At 34.6% G+C, this 22,546-nt stretch carries 17 protein-coding genes and 1 pseudogene; 10 read left to right on the forward strand and 8 right to left on the reverse strand.

Annotated features, from left to right (window positions below; genetic code table 11):
* Nucleotides 1-16 precede the first annotated feature (16 nt).
* From P0092_RS03080 to P0092_RS03095, 4 genes and pseudogenes are all read left to right on the forward strand, one after another.
* Nucleotides 17-712, forward strand: a complete 696-nt coding sequence (locus tag P0092_RS03080; RefSeq protein ID WP_004618974.1) for a response regulator transcription factor — start codon at nt 17-19, stop codon at nt 710-712.
* A gap of 2 nt (nt 713-714) precedes the next feature.
* Nucleotides 715-2,106 carry a sensor histidine kinase gene (locus tag P0092_RS03085; protein WP_004618973.1) on the forward strand — a complete coding sequence of 464 codons (1,392 nt, stop codon included), beginning with the start codon at nt 715-717 and terminating at the stop codon, nt 2,104-2,106.
* Nucleotides 2,107-2,281: 175 nt separating this feature from the next.
* On the forward strand, nt 2,282-3,397 hold the full coding sequence (locus tag P0092_RS03090) for a hypothetical protein (protein WP_276187063.1): 1,116 nt from the start codon (nt 2,282-2,284) through the stop codon (nt 3,395-3,397).
* 252 nt (nt 3,398-3,649) lie between these two features.
* Nucleotides 3,650-4,024, forward strand: a pseudogene (locus P0092_RS03095) (transposase); the annotation flags it as partial.
* A gap of 452 nt (nt 4,025-4,476) precedes the next feature.
* On the opposite strand, the gene P0092_RS03100 reads toward P0092_RS03095, so the two are convergent.
* The 5 genes from P0092_RS03100 to P0092_RS03120 all read right to left on the reverse strand — a co-directional run bounded on the left by P0092_RS03100 (nt 4,477) and on the right by P0092_RS03120 (nt 7,406).
* The gene (locus P0092_RS03100) at nt 4,477-5,025 is read right to left on the reverse strand and encodes a GNAT family N-acetyltransferase (RefSeq protein WP_004618970.1); all 549 of its coding nucleotides are present in this window, start codon (nt 5,023-5,025) and stop codon (nt 4,477-4,479) included.
* A gap of 12 nt (nt 5,026-5,037) precedes the next feature.
* Nucleotides 5,038-5,514, reverse strand: a complete 477-nt coding sequence (locus tag P0092_RS03105) for a TrmO family methyltransferase domain-containing protein (protein ID WP_004618969.1) — start codon at nt 5,512-5,514, stop codon at nt 5,038-5,040.
* A gap of 159 nt (nt 5,515-5,673) precedes the next feature.
* Nucleotides 5,674-6,651, reverse strand: a complete 978-nt coding sequence (locus P0092_RS03110; protein ID WP_004618968.1) for a serine hydrolase domain-containing protein — start codon at nt 6,649-6,651, stop codon at nt 5,674-5,676.
* 163 nt (nt 6,652-6,814) lie between these two features.
* The gene (locus P0092_RS03115; RefSeq protein WP_004618967.1) at nt 6,815-7,108 is read right to left on the reverse strand and encodes a hypothetical protein; all 294 of its coding nucleotides are present in this window, start codon (nt 7,106-7,108) and stop codon (nt 6,815-6,817) included.
* Entirely contained in the window at nt 7,101-7,406 is a 306-nt protein-coding gene (locus P0092_RS03120) for a DUF2089 family protein (protein WP_338054756.1), read from the reverse strand. Before P0092_RS03120 ends, P0092_RS03115 begins: the two co-directional genes overlap by 8 nt.
* 200 nt (nt 7,407-7,606) lie before the next feature.
* Between P0092_RS03120 and P0092_RS03125 the strand changes: the two genes are divergently transcribed.
* From P0092_RS03125 to P0092_RS03145, 5 genes are all read left to right on the forward strand, one after another.
* A complete protein-coding gene (locus P0092_RS03125; protein ID WP_004618965.1) occupies nt 7,607-8,305 on the forward strand; it encodes an ABC transporter ATP-binding protein in 699 nt (232 codons plus the stop codon).
* Nucleotides 8,306-8,353: 48 nt separating this feature from the next.
* Nucleotides 8,354-10,609 carry an ABC transporter permease gene (locus tag P0092_RS03130; protein WP_004618964.1) on the forward strand — a complete coding sequence of 752 codons (2,256 nt, stop codon included), beginning with the start codon at nt 8,354-8,356 and terminating at the stop codon, nt 10,607-10,609.
* A 4-nt stretch (nt 10,610-10,613) separates the two neighbouring features.
* Nucleotides 10,614-10,970, forward strand: a complete 357-nt coding sequence (locus tag P0092_RS03135; RefSeq protein ID WP_004618963.1) for an ArsR/SmtB family transcription factor — start codon at nt 10,614-10,616, stop codon at nt 10,968-10,970.
* Between the two features lie 331 nt (nt 10,971-11,301).
* Nucleotides 11,302-14,124, forward strand: a complete 2,823-nt coding sequence (locus tag P0092_RS03140; RefSeq protein WP_004618961.1) for an NPCBM/NEW2 domain-containing protein — start codon at nt 11,302-11,304, stop codon at nt 14,122-14,124.
* Between the two features lie 262 nt (nt 14,125-14,386).
* Complete coding sequence (locus P0092_RS03145; protein WP_004618959.1) at nt 14,387-14,515, forward strand: hypothetical protein; 129 nt, start codon at nt 14,387-14,389, stop codon at nt 14,513-14,515.
* A gap of 101 nt (nt 14,516-14,616) precedes the next feature.
* Here P0092_RS03145 and P0092_RS03150 read toward each other — a convergent pair whose 3' ends face one another.
* A complete protein-coding gene (locus P0092_RS03150; protein WP_004618958.1) occupies nt 14,617-15,135 on the reverse strand; it encodes a methyltransferase family protein in 519 nt (172 codons plus the stop codon).
* A gap of 303 nt (nt 15,136-15,438) precedes the next feature.
* On the opposite strand from P0092_RS03150, the gene P0092_RS03155 reads away from it, so the two are divergent.
* Nucleotides 15,439-17,670: a methyl-accepting chemotaxis protein gene (locus P0092_RS03155; protein ID WP_004618957.1), complete on the forward strand. Its 2,232-nt coding sequence runs from the start codon at nt 15,439-15,441 to the stop codon at nt 17,668-17,670.
* 73 nt (nt 17,671-17,743) lie between these two features.
* Here the strand turns inward: P0092_RS03155 and P0092_RS03160 are convergent, their stop codons facing one another.
* Together P0092_RS03160 and P0092_RS03165 are read right to left on the reverse strand one after the other, a co-directional pair.
* Complete coding sequence (locus P0092_RS03160; RefSeq protein WP_004618956.1) at nt 17,744-20,080, reverse strand: helix-turn-helix domain-containing protein; 2,337 nt, start codon at nt 20,078-20,080, stop codon at nt 17,744-17,746.
* Nucleotides 20,067-22,505 carry a GH39 family glycosyl hydrolase gene (locus P0092_RS03165; protein ID WP_276187064.1) on the reverse strand — a complete coding sequence of 813 codons (2,439 nt, stop codon included), beginning with the start codon at nt 22,503-22,505 and terminating at the stop codon, nt 20,067-20,069. Before P0092_RS03165 ends, P0092_RS03160 begins: the two co-directional genes overlap by 14 nt.
* Between the last annotated feature and the right edge of the window lie 41 nt (nt 22,506-22,546).

Raw genomic sequence — 22,546 nt, forward strand, 5'->3', positions numbered from 1 at the left:
AAAAAGGGAGTAGATTATGAAACGTGTATTAATTGTAGAGGATGAAGAAGATATAAGAGAATTCATAGTTATTAATTTAAAAAGAACAGGATTTGAAGTAGTTGAAGCTGAAAGTGGAGAAGAGGCACTAGCCATTATACAAAATGAAAAAAATTTAGACATTATGCTTTTAGATATTATGCTTCCGGGCATTGATGGTTATAAAGTTTTAAAGAAGACTAGGGAAAATAATTCTTCAATCGGAGTCATAATGCTTACGGCTAAAAGTCAAGAAATTGATAAAGTAACAGGACTCAGCTATGGAGCAGATGATTATATTGTTAAGCCTTTTAGTCCAATAGAGTTAATTGCTAGGATAGATGCTATTTTAAGAAGAATAAATAATGTAAACAATATAGAAAATAAAAAGATATTAACTTCGGGAATATTTAAACTAGATTTGGAGAGTAAAAGATTTTTCAAAGAAGATAAAGAAATTGAGCTTACACAAACAGAATTTTTATTGATAGAACTTTTTTTGAAAAATGAAGGGAAAGTCTTAAGCAGAAATGAAATTCTAGATAGTGTTTGGGGCAGCGACTATTTTGGTGATATAAAAGTTGTAGATGTAAATATGAGAAGAGTAAGGCAAAAAGTAGAAAATGATTCTTCTTCACCGGAATATATCAATACAGTAAGGGGCTTTGGTTATAAGTGGGGAAAGGATAAGTAAAGATGAAAGGAATTAAAAAGAGATTATTTTTAAATTACTTAATCGGTGTTTGCTTAGTACTTTTTTCTGTTGAATTAATTCTTATGATATCTATAAAAAATTATTATTATAAATCAGTAGAACAAAGTCTTAATGAAAAAGCTCAATCTTCAGCAACATTTTATGATCAATATTTAAACAAAAATTATGCTAATCTTAGTGACTCATTAGCACCACTTGTTGAAAATAATACTGAACAGCAAAATATAGAAATTCAAATTATAGATAAAAAAGGCAATATTCTTTTAAGCAGTGGAATAGTATCGGCTGAAAAAATACAAACGAATGATTTTCAGAAAGCACTTAAAGGTGAAGCATCAACTTGGACAGGTAATAACTTTGATACTAATGAAAAAGTTATGTCTGCATCAAATGCACTTAAGGATTTAGATTCCAATATAATAGCAGTTATAAGAGTTGTTACATCTTTAGAAGATGTGAATAACCTTATTTTAAAGTATTTATTTTTATCAATGACTTTATTAATTGTTATTTTAATTTGTATTTTTATATCAAGCACTATTTTAAGTAAAACAATTATTGAACCTGTAAGAGAAGTTAATGATATAGCACGTAAGATGTCAAAAGGGCAATTCAATGAAAGGATAAACAAACATTATAATGATGAAATTGGAGAACTTTCAGATACTTTAAACTATATGGCTTCAGAAATTTTGAAAGCAGAGGAGACGAAAAATGATTTTATATCTTCTGTTTCCCATGAATTGAGGACTCCGCTTACAGCTATAAAAGGGTGGGGAGAAACAATTATTACCGGAAGTTTTGAAGATAAAGAAGAAATTGAAAAAGGGTTAAAAGTAATATTAAGAGAAACGGATAGACTAAAAAATATGGTAGATGAACTTTTAGATTTTTCAAAATTAGAAGGCAATAAGCTGGTTTTGAATATGGAAAAAACTGATATAAAAGAAGAGATAGAAGAAATATTAAGATTATATGATGGAAGGGCAAAAAAAGAAAGAATTTCTCTTCAGTCAAAATTTACAGAAAATATCCCAGAGTTTTCAGTAGACAGAAATAGATTTAAACAAGTAATTATTAATATTTTAGATAATGCTATGAAATTTTCACCGAAAGATTCAAACATACTAATAAATGTTTCTACTTTAGAAAATGAGCTGATTATTGAAATAATAGATAATGGCTATGGAATAGCTAAAGAAGATCTTCCGAAAATTAAGGATAAGTTTTTTAAAGGTAATTCAAAAAAATCCGGTAGTGGCATAGGTTTAGCTGTTTGTGATAAAATTATAAAATTACATGGGGGCAGCTTAGAGCTAAAAAGTGAGTTAAATAAAGGAACTAATGTAATAATTAAATTGAGGATAAATTAAATAGGTGAAAGAAAATAATAGGCTAGCATACTGGTTTATTATTTTTTTTGTGAATAACAGAAAACAAACATTTTGTTACCTAATTGTAACTATAAAGTATACTAGATGTAATTATTAAGTTTAGAAAATTTTGTATGATAATATTACAAAGTGATTTCAAGTAGTTTTTATAAATATGAAAGGAATGAATATTATCATGAAAAGAAGAGTAATAATAATAGCTTTACTTTTAAGTTTGACAGCTATTTTAGGAGGGTGTAATAAAAGTAAAAGTGTGTTAAATAATACAAAATACACTAGCTCGTCAGTTAAAACTACTGCTAAGGTAAGTACTAACGAAAACAATTCTATTACACAAACTAAGAGTTCAACTGTTTTGACAATGACTGAATTATTAAATAAATTGCAAGGTGAATGGTATAATTTAAATGATGGAAAATCCATTAAAGAAAATGGTGTGCAGCGTTCGATAATGATTGAGAAAGAGGGAAATGATTATAAACTAATAGACACTTTTCCAGATACAGCTCTCTCATACAAAGTAAGTAGTATACGATATCTTGAAAATAATAATTCATATTTAATTATAACTCATAATGGAGACGATAAGAAAAATATTGGCTTTACATTTAATATAAGCGATGATTTTAAAAGTATAAATATTACTTCTGATTATGATAAAAATGTTAAGTATGTTAAGGCCACTGATGAGACTAAACAATATGTACAAATGCTTCAATTGGTAGGAACTTATAAGGATGGTCAAGATAAAGAATTTGTTTTCACAGATGGAGGTATTGCTGCATGGCCAAATAAAACATTTAAGTTCTCAGTTTCATTTATAGAAAAGCTTTTTCCAAATTCATCACCGTGGAAAGCAGTATATAATTATATAATAGTAAATGATAATAATGGAAAAGAGACTATGAGATATCTTTATGAGATTATTGGTAATAAACTTACTATATATAAAACAACATTAGACAAAGAAAATAACTATATAAAGGGTGCGCTGGTTGTAACTTTAACAAAGTCAAATGGAATAACAGATTTAATTCAAAAGGCAATTGATATTGTAGGTAAAAAATATAATGCAGTTGTAGACTATAAAGTTGAAAGTGGAGATATGATTTACAAATCAGATATAGGTGAAATTTCCTTTGATTGCTCAGGTCCAGATAAAACAAATAAATATAAAGTCAGTATATTTAAAGAAAGTACCAGTGGTTCAGATATCTTTAAGGAATTCAATGTAGATGTTATAAGTGGAAGTGTTGAGGAGATTAAATAAAGTTTTTCATAGGAGCATATTGAAGTGGTGCTTAATGTGGTCCTTAAGTTTAAACCCACTGATATAGTATTTTACGCTTATATGGTTTTGGGCAGATTTCTTCTATTTCAGGTTATAATGAACCCATAAAGCTGACACGGTATTGAGAGATTTAAGTTGTATGTGGAATCAAATAATTCATATAGCTATCGTGCCTCAATGGTTGAGTGGAACAATAAGCAAATTAACATCAAACGCCAGGCGGATCATACCTATCCATATCTGCTTAGGAACCTTGAAATAACCCGTCCTAATCAAGTTTGGAGTATCGATTTGACCTATATCCCTATGAAAAATGGCTGGATGTACATGTTTGCTGTTATTGACTGGTATTCGCGCTGTATCGTTGCATGGGAGTTATCCAATACCCTTGATACTGCATTCATTGTCAGATGCTTGATGAAAGCATTTGCAAAGGCTAAGCCTGAGATTATAAACAGTGACCAAGGCTGCCAATTCACAAGCCACAAATACATTGACCTTCTGAAGTCCAATAATATTAGGATCAGCATGGATGGCAAAGGAAGGGCTACTGACAATATTGTCATAGAACGCTTCTTCCGAAGCCTCGAATACGAGAAGCTATATCAGGATGTACCACACTAGCTCTTAAAAAATTTGTGTCTTGACAACGGGGTGCATTATACTTTGACAGCCTGTGACTTAATCGCTTCAGAGTAAAGTTTATTATTAGATAACGTCTGTAGTCCCTGTTCTCTATGTAATCTATATATACGGAGCCAATCAGAAAAGGATTTTTTACTAATTTGCAGTTCAAAACAGATTTGAGAGGGTCCTCTTTTGCCAGACAAGTAATCTTCGATTGCCCTTAATTTTTCATTTATTAAAATTTTAGCTTTTCTCCCAAATAAATATGCCCCCTTTTAGAAACAGTTTTATTATTTAAACTGTCTACCATAAAGGGAGCATATCATCTTAACCATAAAAGAGTATTTCCTATGTTTCATACACAAAATTATTTACAGCGTTGCTTTTTACAGTAGTTTTGCGACACTCCCTCAATAATGTTTAATTCAATACTACTTTGCAAGGTCTGTCTTCAACAGTCCATAGATGTAATAATCACACCATGTACTGACCATTTTGCCTTGCCTGATAAGGCCTTCTCTATAAAAACCACATTTTTCAAGAAGCTTGACGGATGCTTCATTTCTGACATCCACATCGGTCCAGAGCCTTTGAAGCTCCGTGTTTTCAAAGCAGAACGTGATTGCAGCTATTAACGCTTCAGAAGCGATTCCTATCCCATGGTATTCATTGGAGAGGCGTATCGCTACCTTTCCCATCCGGTCATTCTCAATCAGATAAATCCATAACTCACCGATTGCTTTTTGATTATCTTTTATAACAATTCCAAGATGAAAACTCTTTGTGGGTTTTTCCTCTTTTTCAAATAACAATTCAGGATTCTTATCCGTCCTCCCAGGTCCTTTTCCCCAATAAGTGTATAGGGACTTATCCCGCATCCATTCTTTCAGAGCCGGGATGTCAGTGGCCTGCAATTGTCTTATAAAAAGCCGATCAGTTTCGATAGTGGGTTTATCATAAAAATAATCTGCTAATGCCATGTTGCCTCTCCTTTAAAAATTGAATTCGGCTTCCCAGTCAAAATCTCCACTATCTTCAACCGATTGTGGCCAATGATGGCACCACGAAGGGGTAATCGGTCTTTCAACTCTGTCAAGGCTTGGTGTATAGGGTTTGATATCAAGTACCATACTTCCATCATTGGCATCAATATACGCAAGCCCAACAGTACCGTTTTCTTCATCCACATAAGTGACAAAGGCATTTGATACGGCTATTGGGTTTGGTCTTTCAGGAGATCTGAGTGCAAATACGCCAATTTGTTCCGGTCCATTCTTGTAAGGCTTGCATTCAACAAGTGTATTTCGATCTGCCTGGTTGTCACAGCCGTCCAACCACCAAATAATCTGGGCGTATCCATAATCAGCAAGTCCTTTCAAGCCTGCCGCATACTTTGGCTCAAGGGTTACCGAAACGTTACCATTTTTATTACTAATTCTTCCGATGGAAAATACTTTTATACTGTTCATGTTGAACCTCCATTATATTCTTTTCGGGCCCGATATCCTAATTGTAGCAAGTATTATTTATACTTCAACCCCTATTTTTAAGGCAAACAAAATGGGAAACCAATTTTCTCGGTTTCCCATTTTGCTTATATGTGACTTATAAGACAGGATTAACTATGGTCAGTTTTCAAATATTGGCTCAATATATCCCTTAATGAATTCTATTCTATCCTTGGCCTCCGGGGTAAAAAGAGAAGCGATAGAAATAACCAGTTGTTTTTTCGTATTGACATAAATCACATTTCCTCCGTCTCCCATAGCTGCATAACTATCTCTATCAATGAGCCACCAAAGATAGCCATAGGACAGATTGCCCCATTGAACACATTGGCTATGCTCCCTTGTGCTTTCTGATATCCACCCCGCCGATACGATTTGTTTGCCATTCCACACTCCGCCATTCAGGTATAATTGCCCTATTTTTGCCATTTCCACAGGTGTCAGGAAAAGTCCCCAGCTTGCCGTGTTTATCCCCTGTGGGTCGACAGCCCAGCCACGGGTGTTTTTGTCGTTCATAACAGAGAAATGCTCTTCTTCACTACGCAGCACAACATTATGAGGAACACTGATTTCCAGCTGCGAGAATAAATTTTCTGTGGCAAAATCAAGTATGGAGCGTCCAGTCGCTTTTGCAAGGACACCTGATAAAATATGGGTTCCTCCAATGGCTGAATAATTAAATTCCCCGATAGGATCATCCCCTCCCAATAGGTCCAGCGCATCTTGAATGGGATTCCGGCTGGCGAAAAACATCTCGTACGGTTCTGTTTTATATTTATATGGCGCAGTCATAGTAAGTAAATTTCGAATAGTAATGTCTTGTATTGTTCTCTCTCCAGTATGAACAGTGTAATCTGGAAAAAAGTCCAATACCTTCTGGTCTACACTTTTGATATCACATTTATCAATGGCGATGCCAATCAAAGCCGAAATAATGCTCTTTGTCACCGAGTACACATGAACGGCGTTATCTGAGGTATATTCATTGAAGTAATTTTCATATAATTTTATGCTGTTTTTTTGAATAACGATGCCCGTAATATTGCTATAATCATCGCTGATTATCTTTTCAAACTCTTTGATTTTTTCTTGGTTCATACAATTAAATCTCCTTCTGTCAAGTTATGAAGGATATCCTCAAATAAAGGATAAGGCCATTAAAAATCAATTTCAAGCCCAATTTAAAATAAATATTAAATAAATAATTTTCCATCAAACTGCATTCCAAGCAAAAGATATGTTGTCTGACATTTAACTCATATTAATTTTCAATATCTTTTGCCTTCATTTTGTCTAATTCTCTTTGCTGGTTCTTTTTATACTTTTCACGTCCGGAAATCCAATCTCCAAGCATAAAAGAAATAAGCAAGATGAATGGAAAGAGTGAGTTTTTGCTTGGTTGTATTAAGCTGCTTGCAAAAATGTAAATGGTGCCGACTATTAGGATTAATGGAATAATTCCTCCCCACATGGGGTTTCTCAGCTTTGCACTAAGGAAATACTCTACCGCCATCAATATTGCAGCAATGCTAAGACCAATAACCATATCAATCATTATTTTTCTCCTTTTCTTTTTTGTATTTTTCAATGATGATTTTTGCGGTTTCCAAATCAATTCGAGAATCAACAGCTAAACCTTTGATAAAGGTTTGGAAAGGTTCTTCTTCCTGTTGGTCGTTCATTTCGATTTTTTGAATGAGTTTATCTAATCTTAGCCGAACAGTGGGATAAGAAACGTCATATAGTTTTGCTATCTCTTTTAAAGACCCCGACTTCAGAGCAAAATTTTTAAGAAAAGTAGCATCCTCTGGTTCCAGAGCAAGCAGCCAAAGAGGGATTTTATCAATATCCAATTTAAAATCTCCTTTCATATTTACTTTAATAAAATTCATTATATACTAAATATTATTAAAGTCAATATACATATATAAATGAATATTATTACAAAGGGACTATCTGCACCAGACTTATCAACAAGAAATACTTCTTGACAGTTGAAAATATACTCAACTATAATACAGTTGAATATACTTTCAATTGAAGGAGGATTTACATGAAATTATCTATAAATGATGTACGTAAGTTTTATGGAGAAGGAGGGAGTAGGGTTGAAGTCTTACGAGGAGTAAATTGCGAAGTGGAGAATGGACAGATATGCGTTCTCTTGGGACCTTCCGGTTCGGGAAAATCTACGTTGTTAAATATCATTGGAGGAATTGAAAAGGCTGATTCCGGTTGTATAGATATTGGAGGTGACTGTACTTCAGAAATGACGGAAAAGCTGTTATGCCAGTATCGCAGAGAGCATCTTGGATTCGTGTTTCAATTTTATAACCTTGTGCCTGACTTAACCGTTAAAGAAAACATTGAAGTATGTGAGTATCTTAGTAAGAAACCACTGAATATTGATGAACTGATAAAAACATTAGGCTTATGGGAGCATAAAGATAAGTTGCCTAATCAGTTGTCAGGTGGTCAGCAGCAAAGATGTGCAATCGGAAGAGCTCTTGTTAAGAATCCTGATATACTACTTTGTGATGAACCTACGGGAGCGCTTGATTATAACACTTCTAAGGAAATTCTTGAACTAATAGAAACTATTAATAGAAAGTATCAAAATACAATAATAATTGTTACCCATAATAGCGCAATCAGGCATATGGCACATAAGGTTATGAAAATGCGTGATGGCCAGATCATAGAGAGTTATATCAATGAAAATATCGTATCTGCGTGTAATCTGGAGTGGTAAGTAAATTTTATTAATCAAACTGAGTACATATGGGAATGGAGAGTGAAAATGAAAAAACCGCTGAATAAAAGATTTCCAAGAGAGCTGAAAAAGAATAAAGGCAGATATTTGGCAATATTTCTCCTTATGACATTGACCATTATTTTTGGATCTGGGTTTTTAGTAGCATCTGACAGCGCCAAATATACGATGGAACAGGACTGGAAAGATAATCATGTGGAAGATGGTCAGTTTACATCATTCTATGAATTAGATGAAGCTAATCTAAAAACAGTAACAGAGCAGGGAGCTTTTGTTGAAAAAGAATTTTTTAAAGATTTTACTATAAATACGAATAAAGGTTTGAACTTGCGTGTGTATAAGAATCGAAGTTACATTAATGCAGTAAGCGTTCATGAAGGTAAGCTTCCGTCAAACAGCGATGAGATAGCAATAGACAGATTGTTTGCAAAAAATACTAATATTTTAGTTGGTAATAGTCTTAAATTGGATGGAATAAAGTTTAAAGTTGTTGGTACGATATCCATGCCGGACTATTCCTCACTATTTAAGAGTAACAATACAATGGTCATGGATGCGCTTCATTTTGGTATTGCTGTTGTGAATGCAGATGCATTTAAAAGCTTTGCAAATAAGAATTTGATTTACCGATATTCTTATTATTTTAATGAGCGTGATTTAGGACAGAATGAAATTGGCAATCGCAATAATGAAATAAGGAAGAAGCTTGCAGCCACAAAGATGCTATCTTCCTTCGTAACTGCCGAAGATAATCAAGCAAGAACATTTTGTAGTAATGATTTTGGTGGGGATATCCCAATGATGAAGACACTAATTTTTATCATAATCACTATTATGGCATTTGTATTTGGAATAATCAGCAATGCTACAATTGATGAAGAAGCTTCTATAATTGGAACCTTGCGGGCTAATGGTTATACAAAAGGAGAAATACTTAAACATTACATAGCACTCCCGGTTATTGTGACAATTGCAAGTGCAATTGTGGGGAACATTATTGGATACACGCTGATGGTTAAACCTTTTGCAAAAATTTATTATAATAGCTACTGTCTTGCTCCACTTGATATGCGCTGGAACTTGGATGCATTTATATTAACTACAGCGATTCCAGTTTTTATTATGTTAACTACTAATTATCTAATGCTAAGGAATAAACTGTCAATTTCTCCACTTCGTTTTTTACGTAAAGATTTAAAAAAAGGTACAAATAAGAAACCTGTTAAACTTCCTAATTGGAAATTCATACATAGATTTCAGACAAGAATTATCTTACAGAATAAAGCAATATTCTTAATGCTTTTCATTGGAATATTTTTTGCTAGCTTGTTATTGGTGTTTGGTTTAGGATTGTTACCTATCGTAGAAAATTATGTAGATACTGTTGATAAAACAATGATGTCAGAATATCAGTATATTTTGAAATCTCCTGTAGAAGTTGATGGCGGTGAGAAAATGACAGTCTCCACGTTTAAGACGTTTTATAAACTGGGAAGCAGAGATGTAGATGTAACAGTATATGGATTATTGGAAAATTCCAAATATTTCTCTTCAAAAGTATTACCCGATGATAATTCAATACTTCTGGGAAGTGGTTTTTCAGGTAAACTGGATTATAATACAAATGATACAATAACTTTTACAGATTCCTATGATAAGGAAATAAAATATAAACTAAAATCTTCAGGCATAGTAGATTATAATTCCGGCTATGCAATATTTATGAGCCAAAATAAACTTAACAAATTGTTGAATAAGGATGCAAACTATTATAATGGTTATTTATCAAACAAAAAACTGGATATAGATGAAAATTATATAGCCATGACTGTAACAAAATCAGATATGGTAAATGCAGCACAACAGATGACGGCATCTATGAATGATATGATGATAATGGTAAAGTCGTTTTCAGTGCTAATCTATATAGTTCTTATGTATATTTTGACTAAGGTTGTAATTGATAAAAATGCCATATATATGTCGTTTATGAAAGTGTTTGGGTATGAATCAAAGGAAATTAGAAGATTATATCTTAATGCATCAACATTTACGGTAATGATATCCTTAATTTTATGTCTTCCATTAGAGATGCAGGTAATGAAGGCTTTGCTTGTATATGCAATGAGTGATGTCGAAGGTTATTTGCCTTTTTATCTTCCTTGGTATCTGTTGATTGAAGTAATATTAGCAGGAATGATTTCTTATTTATTAATTAACATAAGACACATTAGAAAGGTAAACCGCATACGGATGGGAGATGCGCTAAAGAACAGGGAGTGATTAAATGAGACGAAGCAAAAATGGTTGTGATTGTGAAGCTATTCACGGTGATGTTATTGAAACCGTTAAGAGGAATATACCAGATATGAATAAAACTGTAAGTATTGCTGATTTCTTTGCAGTATTCGGGGATCGCACAAGAATAAAAATTCTACTTGCACTGGACCAAAGTCCCATGTGCGTTTGTGATCTGGCAGTATTACTTGATATGACAAAATCAGTAATTTCTCATCAGCTTAGCAGCTTAAAAAAGATTAACTTAGTTAGCAGCCATAAAGAAGGGAAACACAGCTATTATGCCCTTGCCGATGATCATATAAAAAAAATTATAGAAATGGCAGTAGAGCATTTAGAGGAATGAACAAATGGCTTTAATTGTACAGTTAATGACGGGGGAGCCTGCACTGTTAAAACTCACAAAGGATTTAATAGTCAAAAGAAGTGGAAAGGTAGTACCATGTGGAGGAAAGTCCTGAGATAATTGAGAAGGAAATGTGGGAAATAGTGAAGTTTGAAAGACGAGACAGTTTGCCTTTACTGAAAAATATGGTTTAAAGATGATAATGCTACAGATAAACTGTTCAGTAGTCAGGCTGCTGTTCAACTATAGGGAATAATGCTTATAAATAACATTGTTGACAATAAATGTAAATAATATATAATTTTCATATAAAAGAAGGAGGTTATATGAAATGAGAAAAAAATTCAAGCTTGTACTTTCAGTTTTATTGTCATTGGTTATTGCAGTTGTCTTTCAGATGAAAATGGTGGTTCCGGCAAATGCGACTGTAATGGATTACAGCTATTTTTTAAGTGATTATCCTTACAATTCTTCACTCACAACGGCTGCCTTCAACCCTATCCGAATGGATCAAAGTTTTAATGCAAACAGTATACGGTTAAATGGCAATACCTATGCCAAAGGAATAGGGACACATGCAAATAGTACAATTGTCTACGACCTCAAGCAAAACTTTAACACTTTTACTGCTTATGTAGGCGTAGATAACGAAGTAGGAAGTGGTAATGGGTCTGTAAAGTTCATTGTAAAAGTAGATGGTGTTCAAAAATATCAGTCCCCCACATTAACCGCAAGTTCCACAGCTCAAAAGGTAATGGTTGACATAACTGGAGCTGGTAAATTGGAACTCATTGCAGATACAGCAGATGGTTCTACTTCAAATGACCATGCTGATTGGGCGGAGGCAAAAGTAACCAAAACACATCCCTCAAGCACCTTGACACTGACAGCAGATACCAGTATTGCCGATAGCATAGACCTTCAGTCAAAATTTCAGTGGGCAAAAGATAAGGCATTGAGCTATGTAAGAACTGCTAACAAATTTGATTATATTCCAAGTTACTTTGCTGCCATGACAGATGATGGAACCAACAGCCAAGGGCAATTTTGTGCACGAGATGTAGCTCATTATATGGAAGGGGCACATTTGCTGGGCTTAGATTTGGAGAATTTCTCTATGATGAAGGTATTTGCCACAGGTGCAAACGGCAGAGTAGGACAGCAAACCACGGATTATTACTGGCCGCGCTGGTGGTATAATTATAATTTAAAAAATCTGGACGGTACACCCAATGAAGATTTTAGAAGCAGTCAGTGGCGAACGTTGCCTACTGCGTTTGACATGATATGGCGGAGCTATGAACAGTATCTTTGGACAGGTGACAACAAGTGGATTAATGATACTGAGATGTCAAATTTCTATACCAATATAAATACTAATTTCATGAATAGTCAAGGGAAAAATACAGATGGAGCTGCTACAGAAACCACTCAATTAGCATCCTATTATGAGTTTCCAAACCCCAGCGAGCACTTTGTTGTTGCCGGAGATTCAATTGGATGTCAGTACCAGTCTCTATTGGCGTATGCAAACATCCTTACATGGAAAGGACTCACTGCTGAATCGCAAACCTACAAAGCCAAGGCTGATTCCCTTCGTTCCAATTTTGAAGCACACTGGTTTGACAGTACGAATAACCGTTATGTACGGGGATTTGGCCCGGGCAAGGTTACAGGTACCCAATTTGGTACATCAGGCTCATTTGGTAACGACTCTTCTACAACTTCTGACAAAGCCACTGACGGCAACATAAATACATGGTCGGATAGTGCAAACGCCAACGGCGCATATACCGGGATAGATTTGGGAGCCGGAAATGAGAAAAGAATATACAAAATCAGATACTATCCAAGGAACGGCTGGGCAAGCAGAATGTTGGGAGGAAGGTTTCAAGGTTCCAACACCAGCCAGACAGCAGGATATGTTGATTTGCACACAATAACCACCATGCCTGCTTCAGGTATCTTTACAGAAGCAACTGTGTCAGATACAACTCAATACAGGTACTTGCGATATGTATCTCCTGACGGAGGCTACTGTAACGTTGCGGAATTGGAGTTTTATTCGCCTTCTGTTGTTCCAAATACATCCACCGATAGTCTGATTGGGCCTGTTAAACTTGGAGGTACCCAATTTGGTACATCAGGCTCATATGGCGATGACCCTGTTGCTACTTCTGACAAGGCAACAGACGGAAACATAAATACATTTATGGATAGTGCAATCGCCAACGGAGCTTTCACTGGGATTGACCTTGGGGCAGGAAATGCCAGCAGTGTATCCAAGATAACCTATTATCCCAGAAACGGATGGGCAAGCAGAATGGTAGGAGGAAAGTTTCAGGGCTCCAACACCAGCCAGACGTCAGGCTTTGTGGATTTGTATACCATTGGAACTACACCTGCTGCAGACACCTGGACAACGGTGGAGGTATCTAATCCAACTGCCTATAGATATTTGCGCTATTTGTCACCAGACGGAGGCTACTGTAATGTTACAGAAATCGGATTCTATACATCAACAGGAAAGAATTTCAGATCCGACTGGGGACATGAGAATAGTTTCTTTATGCCTATGACTTTAATAACAGATAATGCTTCAAGAACAGATACCTATCTGGAATACATAAAGAACTCTGTTGATAGTATGGAGACTTCCGGTAACTCACTGAATATTGAAGCAAAAACATATTTGCCTGAAACATTCTACAAGCATGGGAAGAACGAATACGGATGGAAATATTTAAAACAAATTCTGGATTCCAATGCAACTTATCCAGAGGTACCATTTGTCTGTATAGGAAGTACAATCTCAGGATTGATGGGAGTAACTCCGGACGCACCCAACAATACTGTCAGAACGTTGCCCCAATTACCTGCTGCTACAAAAATTCCATGGGTAGAAGCCAACCATATTAAAGTTGGGAGCAATGACCTGAAGATTCGTCACGATGGTAACACACAAACCACCTTGACAAACAACGCGGGAGGCTCAATTACATGGAAAGCGTGTTTTGACGGAAGAATAAGCAAACTCTATATAAATGGTTTGGCTAAAAATGCTGTTCAAGAGACATCAAACGGAAGACCAATATCCTCTGTGAACGTTAGTGTGTCCTCAGGTAAAGCAGTAACGGTAAAAACAACACCATAAGGTGAAAAATAAAATTAATTAAATATGTTCGCTAAGGTCTGATTCCCATATTCCATGGGGGTCAGACCTTTTAGCTTATTTTGAGAGTTTTTTGAGAGAACTCATTGATAAAATGTCATAGTAAATACAGAAACAAAAGGAGTGTAAGAAGATTTATGAGCAGATTACATAAAAAAACATCTAAAGACCTCCTTAAAGGATTTAAAACTGGCAAAGACAGACAAAAAATATTAAAAATGATAAAGGTAATGTTGATGTTAACGTGAAGTTTGATAAAGCGGTTGTTGATAATATCAGTGACAGTGAGAGTCATACAATAAAGCTTTCGGTACAGGGCAAAATTGGCAAACTGAAAGTGGAGCTGAATGTTAAACTAGTAAATACGTTATGAAGTAATGACGTAAATATAGAAATTGAGACATATATGGGAACATATTTACTGCCTGCTTCACAAATCAAAACACCAAACAGAGACAGACCCTTTTTAACCTTTTAAATATAGCGCCTTACTTCATTCATATAATTTTTGTACTCTCCTCCAAATTTATTTATGCACCATCTTTCTTCAGACAAGATAATCCAATGAGCTGATATTTGAAAAACTATTAATAATGTTAGCAGGATTATCGACTGAGTAAGAAAAACACAGCCTAAAAAATAAATAAAATAAGCTACATACATAGGGTTACGAGAAATCTTATATAATCCGTTAACATTGATGCCATTTTCCTCTGGTTTAGCAAAATTGTATACTGATGTAAGACATAGCAATAACCCTAATCCGGATATCACTAAACCTGCACAAAACCAATACGAGTCAGTTGTAATCTTAAGGAAGAATAAATAGACAAAGAATAAGAGGTTTGAAATCTGATAAAACCAGTATATTACCTTTTCTTTTCCAATCAGCGGAGCGAATAAGGCCGCACGTTTTATCCCATCCTTGTTTAATATGTTTAATAAACCGAATCTTATCAGTATAAATGCAATTAATAAAAGAGAGGCGTTCATTTTATCTCCTTGTACTTAAAAAATAATGAGGGGTCTAAGTCTATGTATATGGTAAAGTATACCATAAGTTTATGTGTAACAAAATAACGGTAATAACCTAATTTATGCTGACATCAAATAAATAATTTCCTTTAAGAAGCGGTAGACATTGAATTGATTCTTTGTATTATATAATTATAAAATTAAAACAAGTGTAGAATTCTAATCTGGATGTAATTTTTTATTGAGATTAGTGCCAACTATAACTGTATTTAAAATTCTATTTCTAAACACTCAAAAATATTTCTAATAGGAGTGATACTCATGAAAATTCAACAGATAACAAAAAAAACCAGGTTACTTATCAATTCATTTACTGCATTGCCGGCCAGAATAATTAAAATTGGAAAGCACGGTGAAATTATTCAAACTGAAATAAATAAAAAAGGTAAGAGAAAAAATGTAACTGATTATCCGAGTAAATTTCTTATATTGAGAAGATTTGGAATCAAGATGCGGCTAATAGCCGCTTTCAGCCTGGTATTGATTGCAATTTTAGTCATTACAGGGATAACATCGTATAAAAGTTCTACAAATACCATTGATGAAAAAGTCAAAAGCTATTCGTTGGAACTAATGAATCAAATCAGCATAGTTTTGGATAGAAAAATAGCGGAGGTTGAATCTAAATTTGTTGACATAATGGTGGCTCCTGAGGTTCAAGGTGATCTTGACAAAATTGATGGCAGTGATAAGTACGATAGTATAGTAAGACAGGGAAATATTAGGGTTTTTATGACAAACAAATTCATAGCAACACAGAACATATTAAATTGTACTTTATTATATGGTAAAAACTTTTCGAAGAGTATAGTTTATAATAGCGATAATAATATTAATATAAATACTGATCAAATTATTAAAACAACTACAAATAAGCTGACATGGGTGGATTATGATATTGATATGGAAAGCAAAAAGAATAAATATTTTGCACTCCAAAAGGACATAACGGATATAAAAAGCGGAAATGTAATTTCAAAGATGGTATTGATCCCTAATTTGAATTTCCTTGTAGAATTATTTCAAAATATGAATATAGGAAAAGATTCAAATAACACAAAGGGTTTTCCTATTATAGTTATAAATAAGGACGGAAAAATAATATCATCCAGAACTACAGAAAGTTATGCTGTTGGAGCTGCTAATGCAGCGTCAAAATTAATAGCTGATGAGATAATTAAGACTGAAAGTAAAAATCATGGAAACTCTTCGGCTAATATGGAGCTATATATAAACAAGCAAAAAAGCTTGGTTACATATTCAAAACTAACAGCATCAAGTGATAACTGGTATGTTGCATCGATTGTGCCATATTCATTTTTAAATAGTGCTGCAGAGACACTTAAAATTCAATATATAGTAATTGGGATAGTATGCCTTTTTATAGCACTAGTAGTGTGCCTATTGATTGCAGGAAGCATTTCAAAACCTTTGGATAGACTTATTGTATCAATGGAAAAGGCTAAAGAAGGTGAGCTGACGTGTCGGATATCTGACTATGGAAGAGATGAAATATCTAGAGTATGTTATAATTTTAATGATATGCTTTTAAATATAAATACACTTGTATCACAGGTAAGAAATACTTCCGAGAGTGTACTTAGTGCTGCAAACACTATTTCATTAACTTCAAATGAAACGCATAGTGCATTAGAACAAGTAGCGGCAACTGTTGATCAAATAGCAATTGGAGCAGTAGATCAAGCCTCTGAGATAAACGATAGTGTCGTTAATATGGACAAGCTTTCAGAAGGTATTACTTATGTAGAGAATGATATATGTGAGGTTATGGAAATTGCAAAAAAAGTAAATGATCTGGATAGTAATGCATCAAAATCAATTGAAAATTTAATTGCAAAGTCAGACCAAGTATATAATACAAGTAAAAAAGTGACGCTAACTATTAATGAGCTAAGCCATAGCATGAATAAAATCAAAGATATACTGAAAATGATAATAGGAATTTCAAGTCAAACTAATTTACTATCTTTAAATGCGTCGATAGAGGCAGCTCATGCGGGAGAGCTTGGTCATGGATTTGCTGTGGTGGCAAACGAGGTCAAGAAGCTTGCAGATCAGACAAAAGAGTTTACAGAAAATATTAACAATATTATTACCGATATTGAAAGGAGAACTGCGGAAACAGTTGCTGAAGTTATGGTATCCAATGATGCAGTTAATGATCAAATATTTGCTGTTAAAGAAACCGATACTTTCTTTAAAATGATATTTGATTCTATGGACAATGTTATAAATAGCATTGGAAAAACAGAAATATCTGTTAAAAATATTATGAAATTAAAGGTTGACGTTAATGAATCACTTGAAAATATTTCAGCAGTTGCTCAGGAATCAGCAGCTACCACTGAAGAGATTTCTGCCAGCACAGAGGAACAGATGGTGTCAGCACAAGAGCTTTCCGGCAAGGCAAAAGAGCTGCGTGACTTATCGGAGGTCCTGATGGTAGAGGTTAATAGATTTATAACTGAATAATAGGCCTTTTTTGAACAGCACCTTGTTTGTTTTATCAATTAAAAAGACAAGGTGCTGTAAACAGCTTCATAAGTTATATTTCTCTGACGATATCCCACAGACATACTGTATGTGCAGATAGCGTTGTGATAATGTTGAGGTCTGCTGTGATATCCAGATAGATGGTTCGCTCTTCAGGAATGCACGCCTGCGACAGATATTGAAGCTGCTTGGGCGAAGGATTATCTATTTTGTGTAAGTAAATATCCTCAGTAATATTGTTGCTTGCCAGCAAGCCACCTAATTGAATGTCTAGTGCACTTCCGTGACTTCTATCAAGAAGATAGCGGCGAATACGATATACTCCCGGTTTCAAGCCGGTCAGTTGAAAATTTATTTGAACTGGCGGAACTTCTTCAAATATAGTATAAACATTTTTAAATGATTGTAAATCAGTTTCCTGCAAAAAAGTATGATTTGATAAATAAGCAAATTGATAAGCCAAAATTTGATAGTGGTTATATTCACTTTGCGTTATACAGAAGTTTTCACCTTGTTCTATCAGCGAGCCTCCGAGTTTGTTTAGCAGTTCGTACGCGTAAAACGCAGGCATCTTTATTCCGCTTTTGGCAATAAGGCTAATACGGGACTGTGGACCAGTAGTTAGTTTTTTAGGATTGTAAGCTAAGTCACTTAACATCCTGTAGCCGATAAGCTCTGAGTGTTCATGAAGATTTAGCAGGTTGTAGCAGAGAAATGCCGCTTGATAACAGGAATAATCAATAAATGTATCAGCTAAAATTGATGAGTTGAATTCTGTAATATAAAGTGGTATTTCACGTCTGAAAACTTCTTTAATATTCTTTAATATCCATTTTTGTTTTTTTAGTAATGAATCTTTATCAGGTGGCAATATAGGCATATTTTTATTAACTTCATTATAATGCTGAATTTCGAAAAAATATGCAGAAACAAAATCCGGAAATATATTCTCATTATAAAACGCCTCTAAACAAGAGGTGAAATCTTCCTGTTTCAAGCAGGTATCATATCCTGGCCCCCCCAACTTGGCGGAAGGAATATACTGGTGAATAATAAAATGTATCTCTTGATATTCTTTAATATAGCTTGCCACCGATTCAAATTGAACCTTCCCAAACTCAAAAATCCACTGACTGTACCAGTTGGAATCATAACGCAGTGTTATAAATTCAAGGAAAGCCGATAGCATCGACTGAAACTGTCTGTTTTTATGATATGCTCCTTTTCCTAATTCAATAAATGGAAGAGTGTTTTGTTCATAAAGAAAATCAAGGATTGCAGTGACATCTGCAAAATAATATTGATTATTCGGAGCAAGTGTTGGAATTAAAGCGTCACTTATAAGATTCTCTAAACGGACAAAGCAAAAGCTTAGCTTAATTTTGGCGTCGGCAAACTGCTTCTGAAAGCCGCTGAACAGCAAATTGCCTGCAGAGCCAATATTAATAAGTTTACAATAATTACAGTTTACCGGGGTGGAATGTTGCACATCAACGCAGATTTGTCTGCTGTGTATAAAGTTGCTGGAAATCAGATGTGTAGTTTCGGTGCTGTCCATAGGAAAATCATAATCCAGAGTTGTTGTCTGATGGTATTTTTTACGGTAATTCCTTGGAGAAATATGGTAAACTGAGCGGAAAAGCTTACTAAAGGTAGTCGCATTGAAAAATCCATGGCGTAATGCGATATCAGTAATGGAATCATTAGTGTAGCAGATATCACGTAAGGCATGCTGGATTCTAAGATGGTTTAAATATTCATTGAATTTTACATGAAAATGCTTCTTAAAGTATTTGGAAAGATACTGCTGGCTCATGGAAAGAGAATCTGCCAATGAGGCTAAAGTAATAGGCTGATTATAATTCCGATAAATATAATTTTGTATTACCTGAATTCTATCCTGATATTTTTCATTTTCCGTAATAGGGTTATCAGGTAATGATATCAGGTAATCTTTATGTAGGCAGTCCATAAGCTGAAATAGAAGCCCATAGATTGACAATTTATGGCTTGAGAAGTTGTCCAGATATTGAGAAGCTATACTGGATAGTAATCTCTTAAGAATTATATGATTACGGTTTGGCTCTAAGACAGAGTCACAGACAATCAGGCTATCCTGCCCAACATATTCTTCTAAAAAAGAGAGTAGGATACCTAAATGCAGAATTATGTTGTTTCCTGCCGGTTCTAAGACATAGTCCTGATTACTATGCAGAGTAAAGACATTTCCGCTGGCATAAGTACGGCTTAACGATTTGCTGGAAGAGATTATTATCTGACCTGAGATAATATAAATAATATCAAATGTCTTAGGTACTATATGGGTAGTCTGTGTAAGCTGGTATTGATGTAAAAAGGAAATTGGGAAATTTAGGTCATGTTTCATCATTAATGCTCCTCTCGGTATTAGGTAAGGGGATGCTGTAATCTATTAACAACAGATGAATCTCCTGTGGGTTAAGTAGTATAGAAAACTCCAGAATTTTTTGTTCTGTAACCTTGATTGTGTACAGACTGAAGGCTGGTTTAGCAAGGGATTTAAAAAAATCGATATCTTTTTTTTCATAAATATTGATAAAGGCACTTTTGTACCAGTTATATAAAATGTTGCCGTGTGTATGATTAATTGTGTTTACTTTAACTAAATAATAACCCGGTTGCACATTATGCAAGCGGAAACGCATAAATTGCGGTGGAACAGCTTCAAAAAGTTGTTCTCCCAAAGTTAAATCTTGTAAACTAAGGTTATTACTTGAAACTGCTTCCGTTATATGAGCATAATTAAAAAAGAGGCCCTGAAAACTGGTGCTTGAGCCGGAGGTGATGATATAGTTATCGCCCTTACTCAACATCGAAGCCCCTAGACTCTGGAAAAAAGAGTATATATAAAATGCGGGCTTGGGAATTCCTTGGTAACTATATAACCCATTTCCGCCAAACAGCATATTATCTGAATCTGTATAACGTGTACTAACATCAGATAAGGAAAAGTAGGCTAAGCTATCTGCAATATCCAGATTTTGAATTAAATAGCGAGCCAGAAAGGTTGCCTGAAACAGAGTGTCATTCAGATGATTCCTGGCTGTATGGCAGGAATTAAATTCGCTTACCAAAATAGATACCCCGGGATATTTTTTATGGATAAATTCAACGACATTTCTGGTTCTGTCATTTACTGTTTCCTTATCAAGTGAAAGATGCATATCCGCGCCGTAGCCTGTTGCAGAAAAAACCTGCATGCTTATAAAGTCAGGATGTATTTTGAGAGAGTCAAAGCTGCTCAGAATATTTTCCAGTTTTGTTAACGGCTCGTGAGTATTAAATCCCGGTCCGCCTACAATGCATTCAGGAACGATTGAGTGGATTACGGTCGTAATATTTTTAAAATAATTTGCATATTGTCCAAAAGTTAACTGTGAGGTATTATCGTAAAAATCATAGCAAATTTCAAACCTCCATTTTTTTACATAACTTATACCATAACGGTTACAGCTGCTCCTTATAAATTCAGGGAGGATTTGTAATAACCGATTATAATATATAATGGGCTGTTCTGCGTTATTTAGAACCTGTGTTTCCTGAAAATTAACGTTAATTTTTACAGGTCTGTTGCTCAACTCAAGAAAAGGAATCATATTCAGAGAGTCCATCAGATCAATAATTTGATAAATGAGTTCAAAGCTGTATAGTTTTGTCCCATGAACCTGTTCAATACCAGCTAAGTCAAAAATTCTACAAATACGTCCATAATTAAAGTGTACTTTTTCCTGAATTTCCCTAAGTTGACTTTGAAGATTCGGACTTATAAGCTGATAAGCAAATCCAAGATTTATGAGATACTTCCAAGAGTCAGAAACAGGCCTATGTTTAAGAATATTTATATCTGCTCTGGTGACCAGAGGTACCTGCCCTCTTTTTACTATCTGAAAAGTAGGGGGATCATCCGGCAGTTCTGAAAAAATGGAGTCGGGTTTTAAAATAATTGTCGCGTCATCAAAAGTTGACGGAACAGAAGGTAACCTGCTGTTTTTGCGAATATCATCTGCTGAACAGTGATAATATAGCCGGATTGCTTTATGATAGCTTGTTAAATTCTGAAACCCCATAAAATCAGATATTTCTTGATCGGACAATTGTGTATAAATTAACCAGAAATAGCACTTTGATGCTTTTAACCGGTGAACGTATTCAATGAAAGTACATCCAAAGGATTTTTTAAAAAAAGCGGCCAGATATTGAGGAGTCAACCCGATTGCCTCAGCAGTATCCTGCAGTCTTAAGAAATCTTTTGAATGCATCTGTAAATATTCAAGGATTTCTCTATTTCTCTTTCCGTTTTCCCGGGTAGCAGCATCTGTACAAACTGATTCTGACACAAGGTGTTTCTGAATTATTGAGATACAGCAAAACAATTCAGAAAGGATTTCGTATTCATGCTCGTTTATGTTCATATAATAACGTGCAATTAAAATTGCATGCGGATACAGGGTCTGTAAGTAAGGAGTCTTAATACTGCCATAAATCTTATCGAATAGGTTCTGACAATCCAGTGTGTTTAACAAAAACCAAGGCTTTATCTGAAGAATCAGACATAGAGCATATTTATCAGGTTTCAGGTTTACCGAAAGACCGGGGGGCAATAAAATTACATCTGTCTGCAGATAATGAGAATGTTGATTTTCAAACTCAATACGAAGGCTTCCTTCTAACGTACAAAGTATTGAATAATCACAGAGACAGAGTGTAACCGGGTTAGTTATTTGGTGTACATTCAGTTGAGAAATTATTTGGGATATACGGTATTGTGGCTGCATAATACCTCCTGAATTAATAAAGCTTTTTTATATTATATAAG

Source organism: Ruminiclostridium papyrosolvens DSM 2782, assembly GCF_029318685.1.
GTDB lineage: Bacteria > Bacillota > Clostridia > Acetivibrionales > DSM-1351 > Ruminiclostridium > Ruminiclostridium papyrosolvens.

Coding starts and splice junctions, on each gene's coding strand:
- P0092_RS03165 (WP_276187064.1), bottom strand. CDS start 22,505: ATGCAGCCACAATACCGTATATCCCAAATAATTTCTCAACTGAATGTA.
- P0092_RS03130 (WP_004618964.1), top strand. CDS start 8,354: ATGAAAAAACCGCTGAATAAAAGATTTCCAAGAGAGCTGAAAAAGAAT.
- P0092_RS03090 (WP_276187063.1), top strand. CDS start 2,282: ATGAAAGGAATGAATATTATCATGAAAAGAAGAGTAATAATAATAGCT.
- P0092_RS03140 (WP_004618961.1), top strand. CDS start 11,302: ATGAGAAAAAAATTCAAGCTTGTACTTTCAGTTTTATTGTCATTGGTT.
- P0092_RS03080 (WP_004618974.1), top strand. CDS start 17: ATGAAACGTGTATTAATTGTAGAGGATGAAGAAGATATAAGAGAATTC.
- P0092_RS03150 (WP_004618958.1), bottom strand. CDS start 15,135: ATGAACGCCTCTCTTTTATTAATTGCATTTATACTGATAAGATTCGGT.
- P0092_RS03100 (WP_004618970.1), bottom strand. CDS start 5,025: ATGGCATTAGCAGATTATTTTTATGATAAACCCACTATCGAAACTGAT.
- P0092_RS03085 (WP_004618973.1), top strand. CDS start 715: ATGAAAGGAATTAAAAAGAGATTATTTTTAAATTACTTAATCGGTGTT.
- P0092_RS03115 (WP_004618967.1), bottom strand. CDS start 7,108: ATGATTGATATGGTTATTGGTCTTAGCATTGCTGCAATATTGATGGCG.
- P0092_RS03155 (WP_004618957.1), top strand. CDS start 15,439: ATGAAAATTCAACAGATAACAAAAAAAACCAGGTTACTTATCAATTCA.
- P0092_RS03135 (WP_004618963.1), top strand. CDS start 10,614: ATGAGACGAAGCAAAAATGGTTGTGATTGTGAAGCTATTCACGGTGAT.
- P0092_RS03110 (WP_004618968.1), bottom strand. CDS start 6,651: ATGAACCAAGAAAAAATCAAAGAGTTTGAAAAGATAATCAGCGATGAT.
- P0092_RS03125 (WP_004618965.1), top strand. CDS start 7,607: ATGAAATTATCTATAAATGATGTACGTAAGTTTTATGGAGAAGGAGGG.
- P0092_RS03105 (WP_004618969.1), bottom strand. CDS start 5,514: ATGAACAGTATAAAAGTATTTTCCATCGGAAGAATTAGTAATAAAAAT.
- P0092_RS03160 (WP_004618956.1), bottom strand. CDS start 20,080: ATGATGAAACATGACCTAAATTTCCCAATTTCCTTTTTACATCAATAC.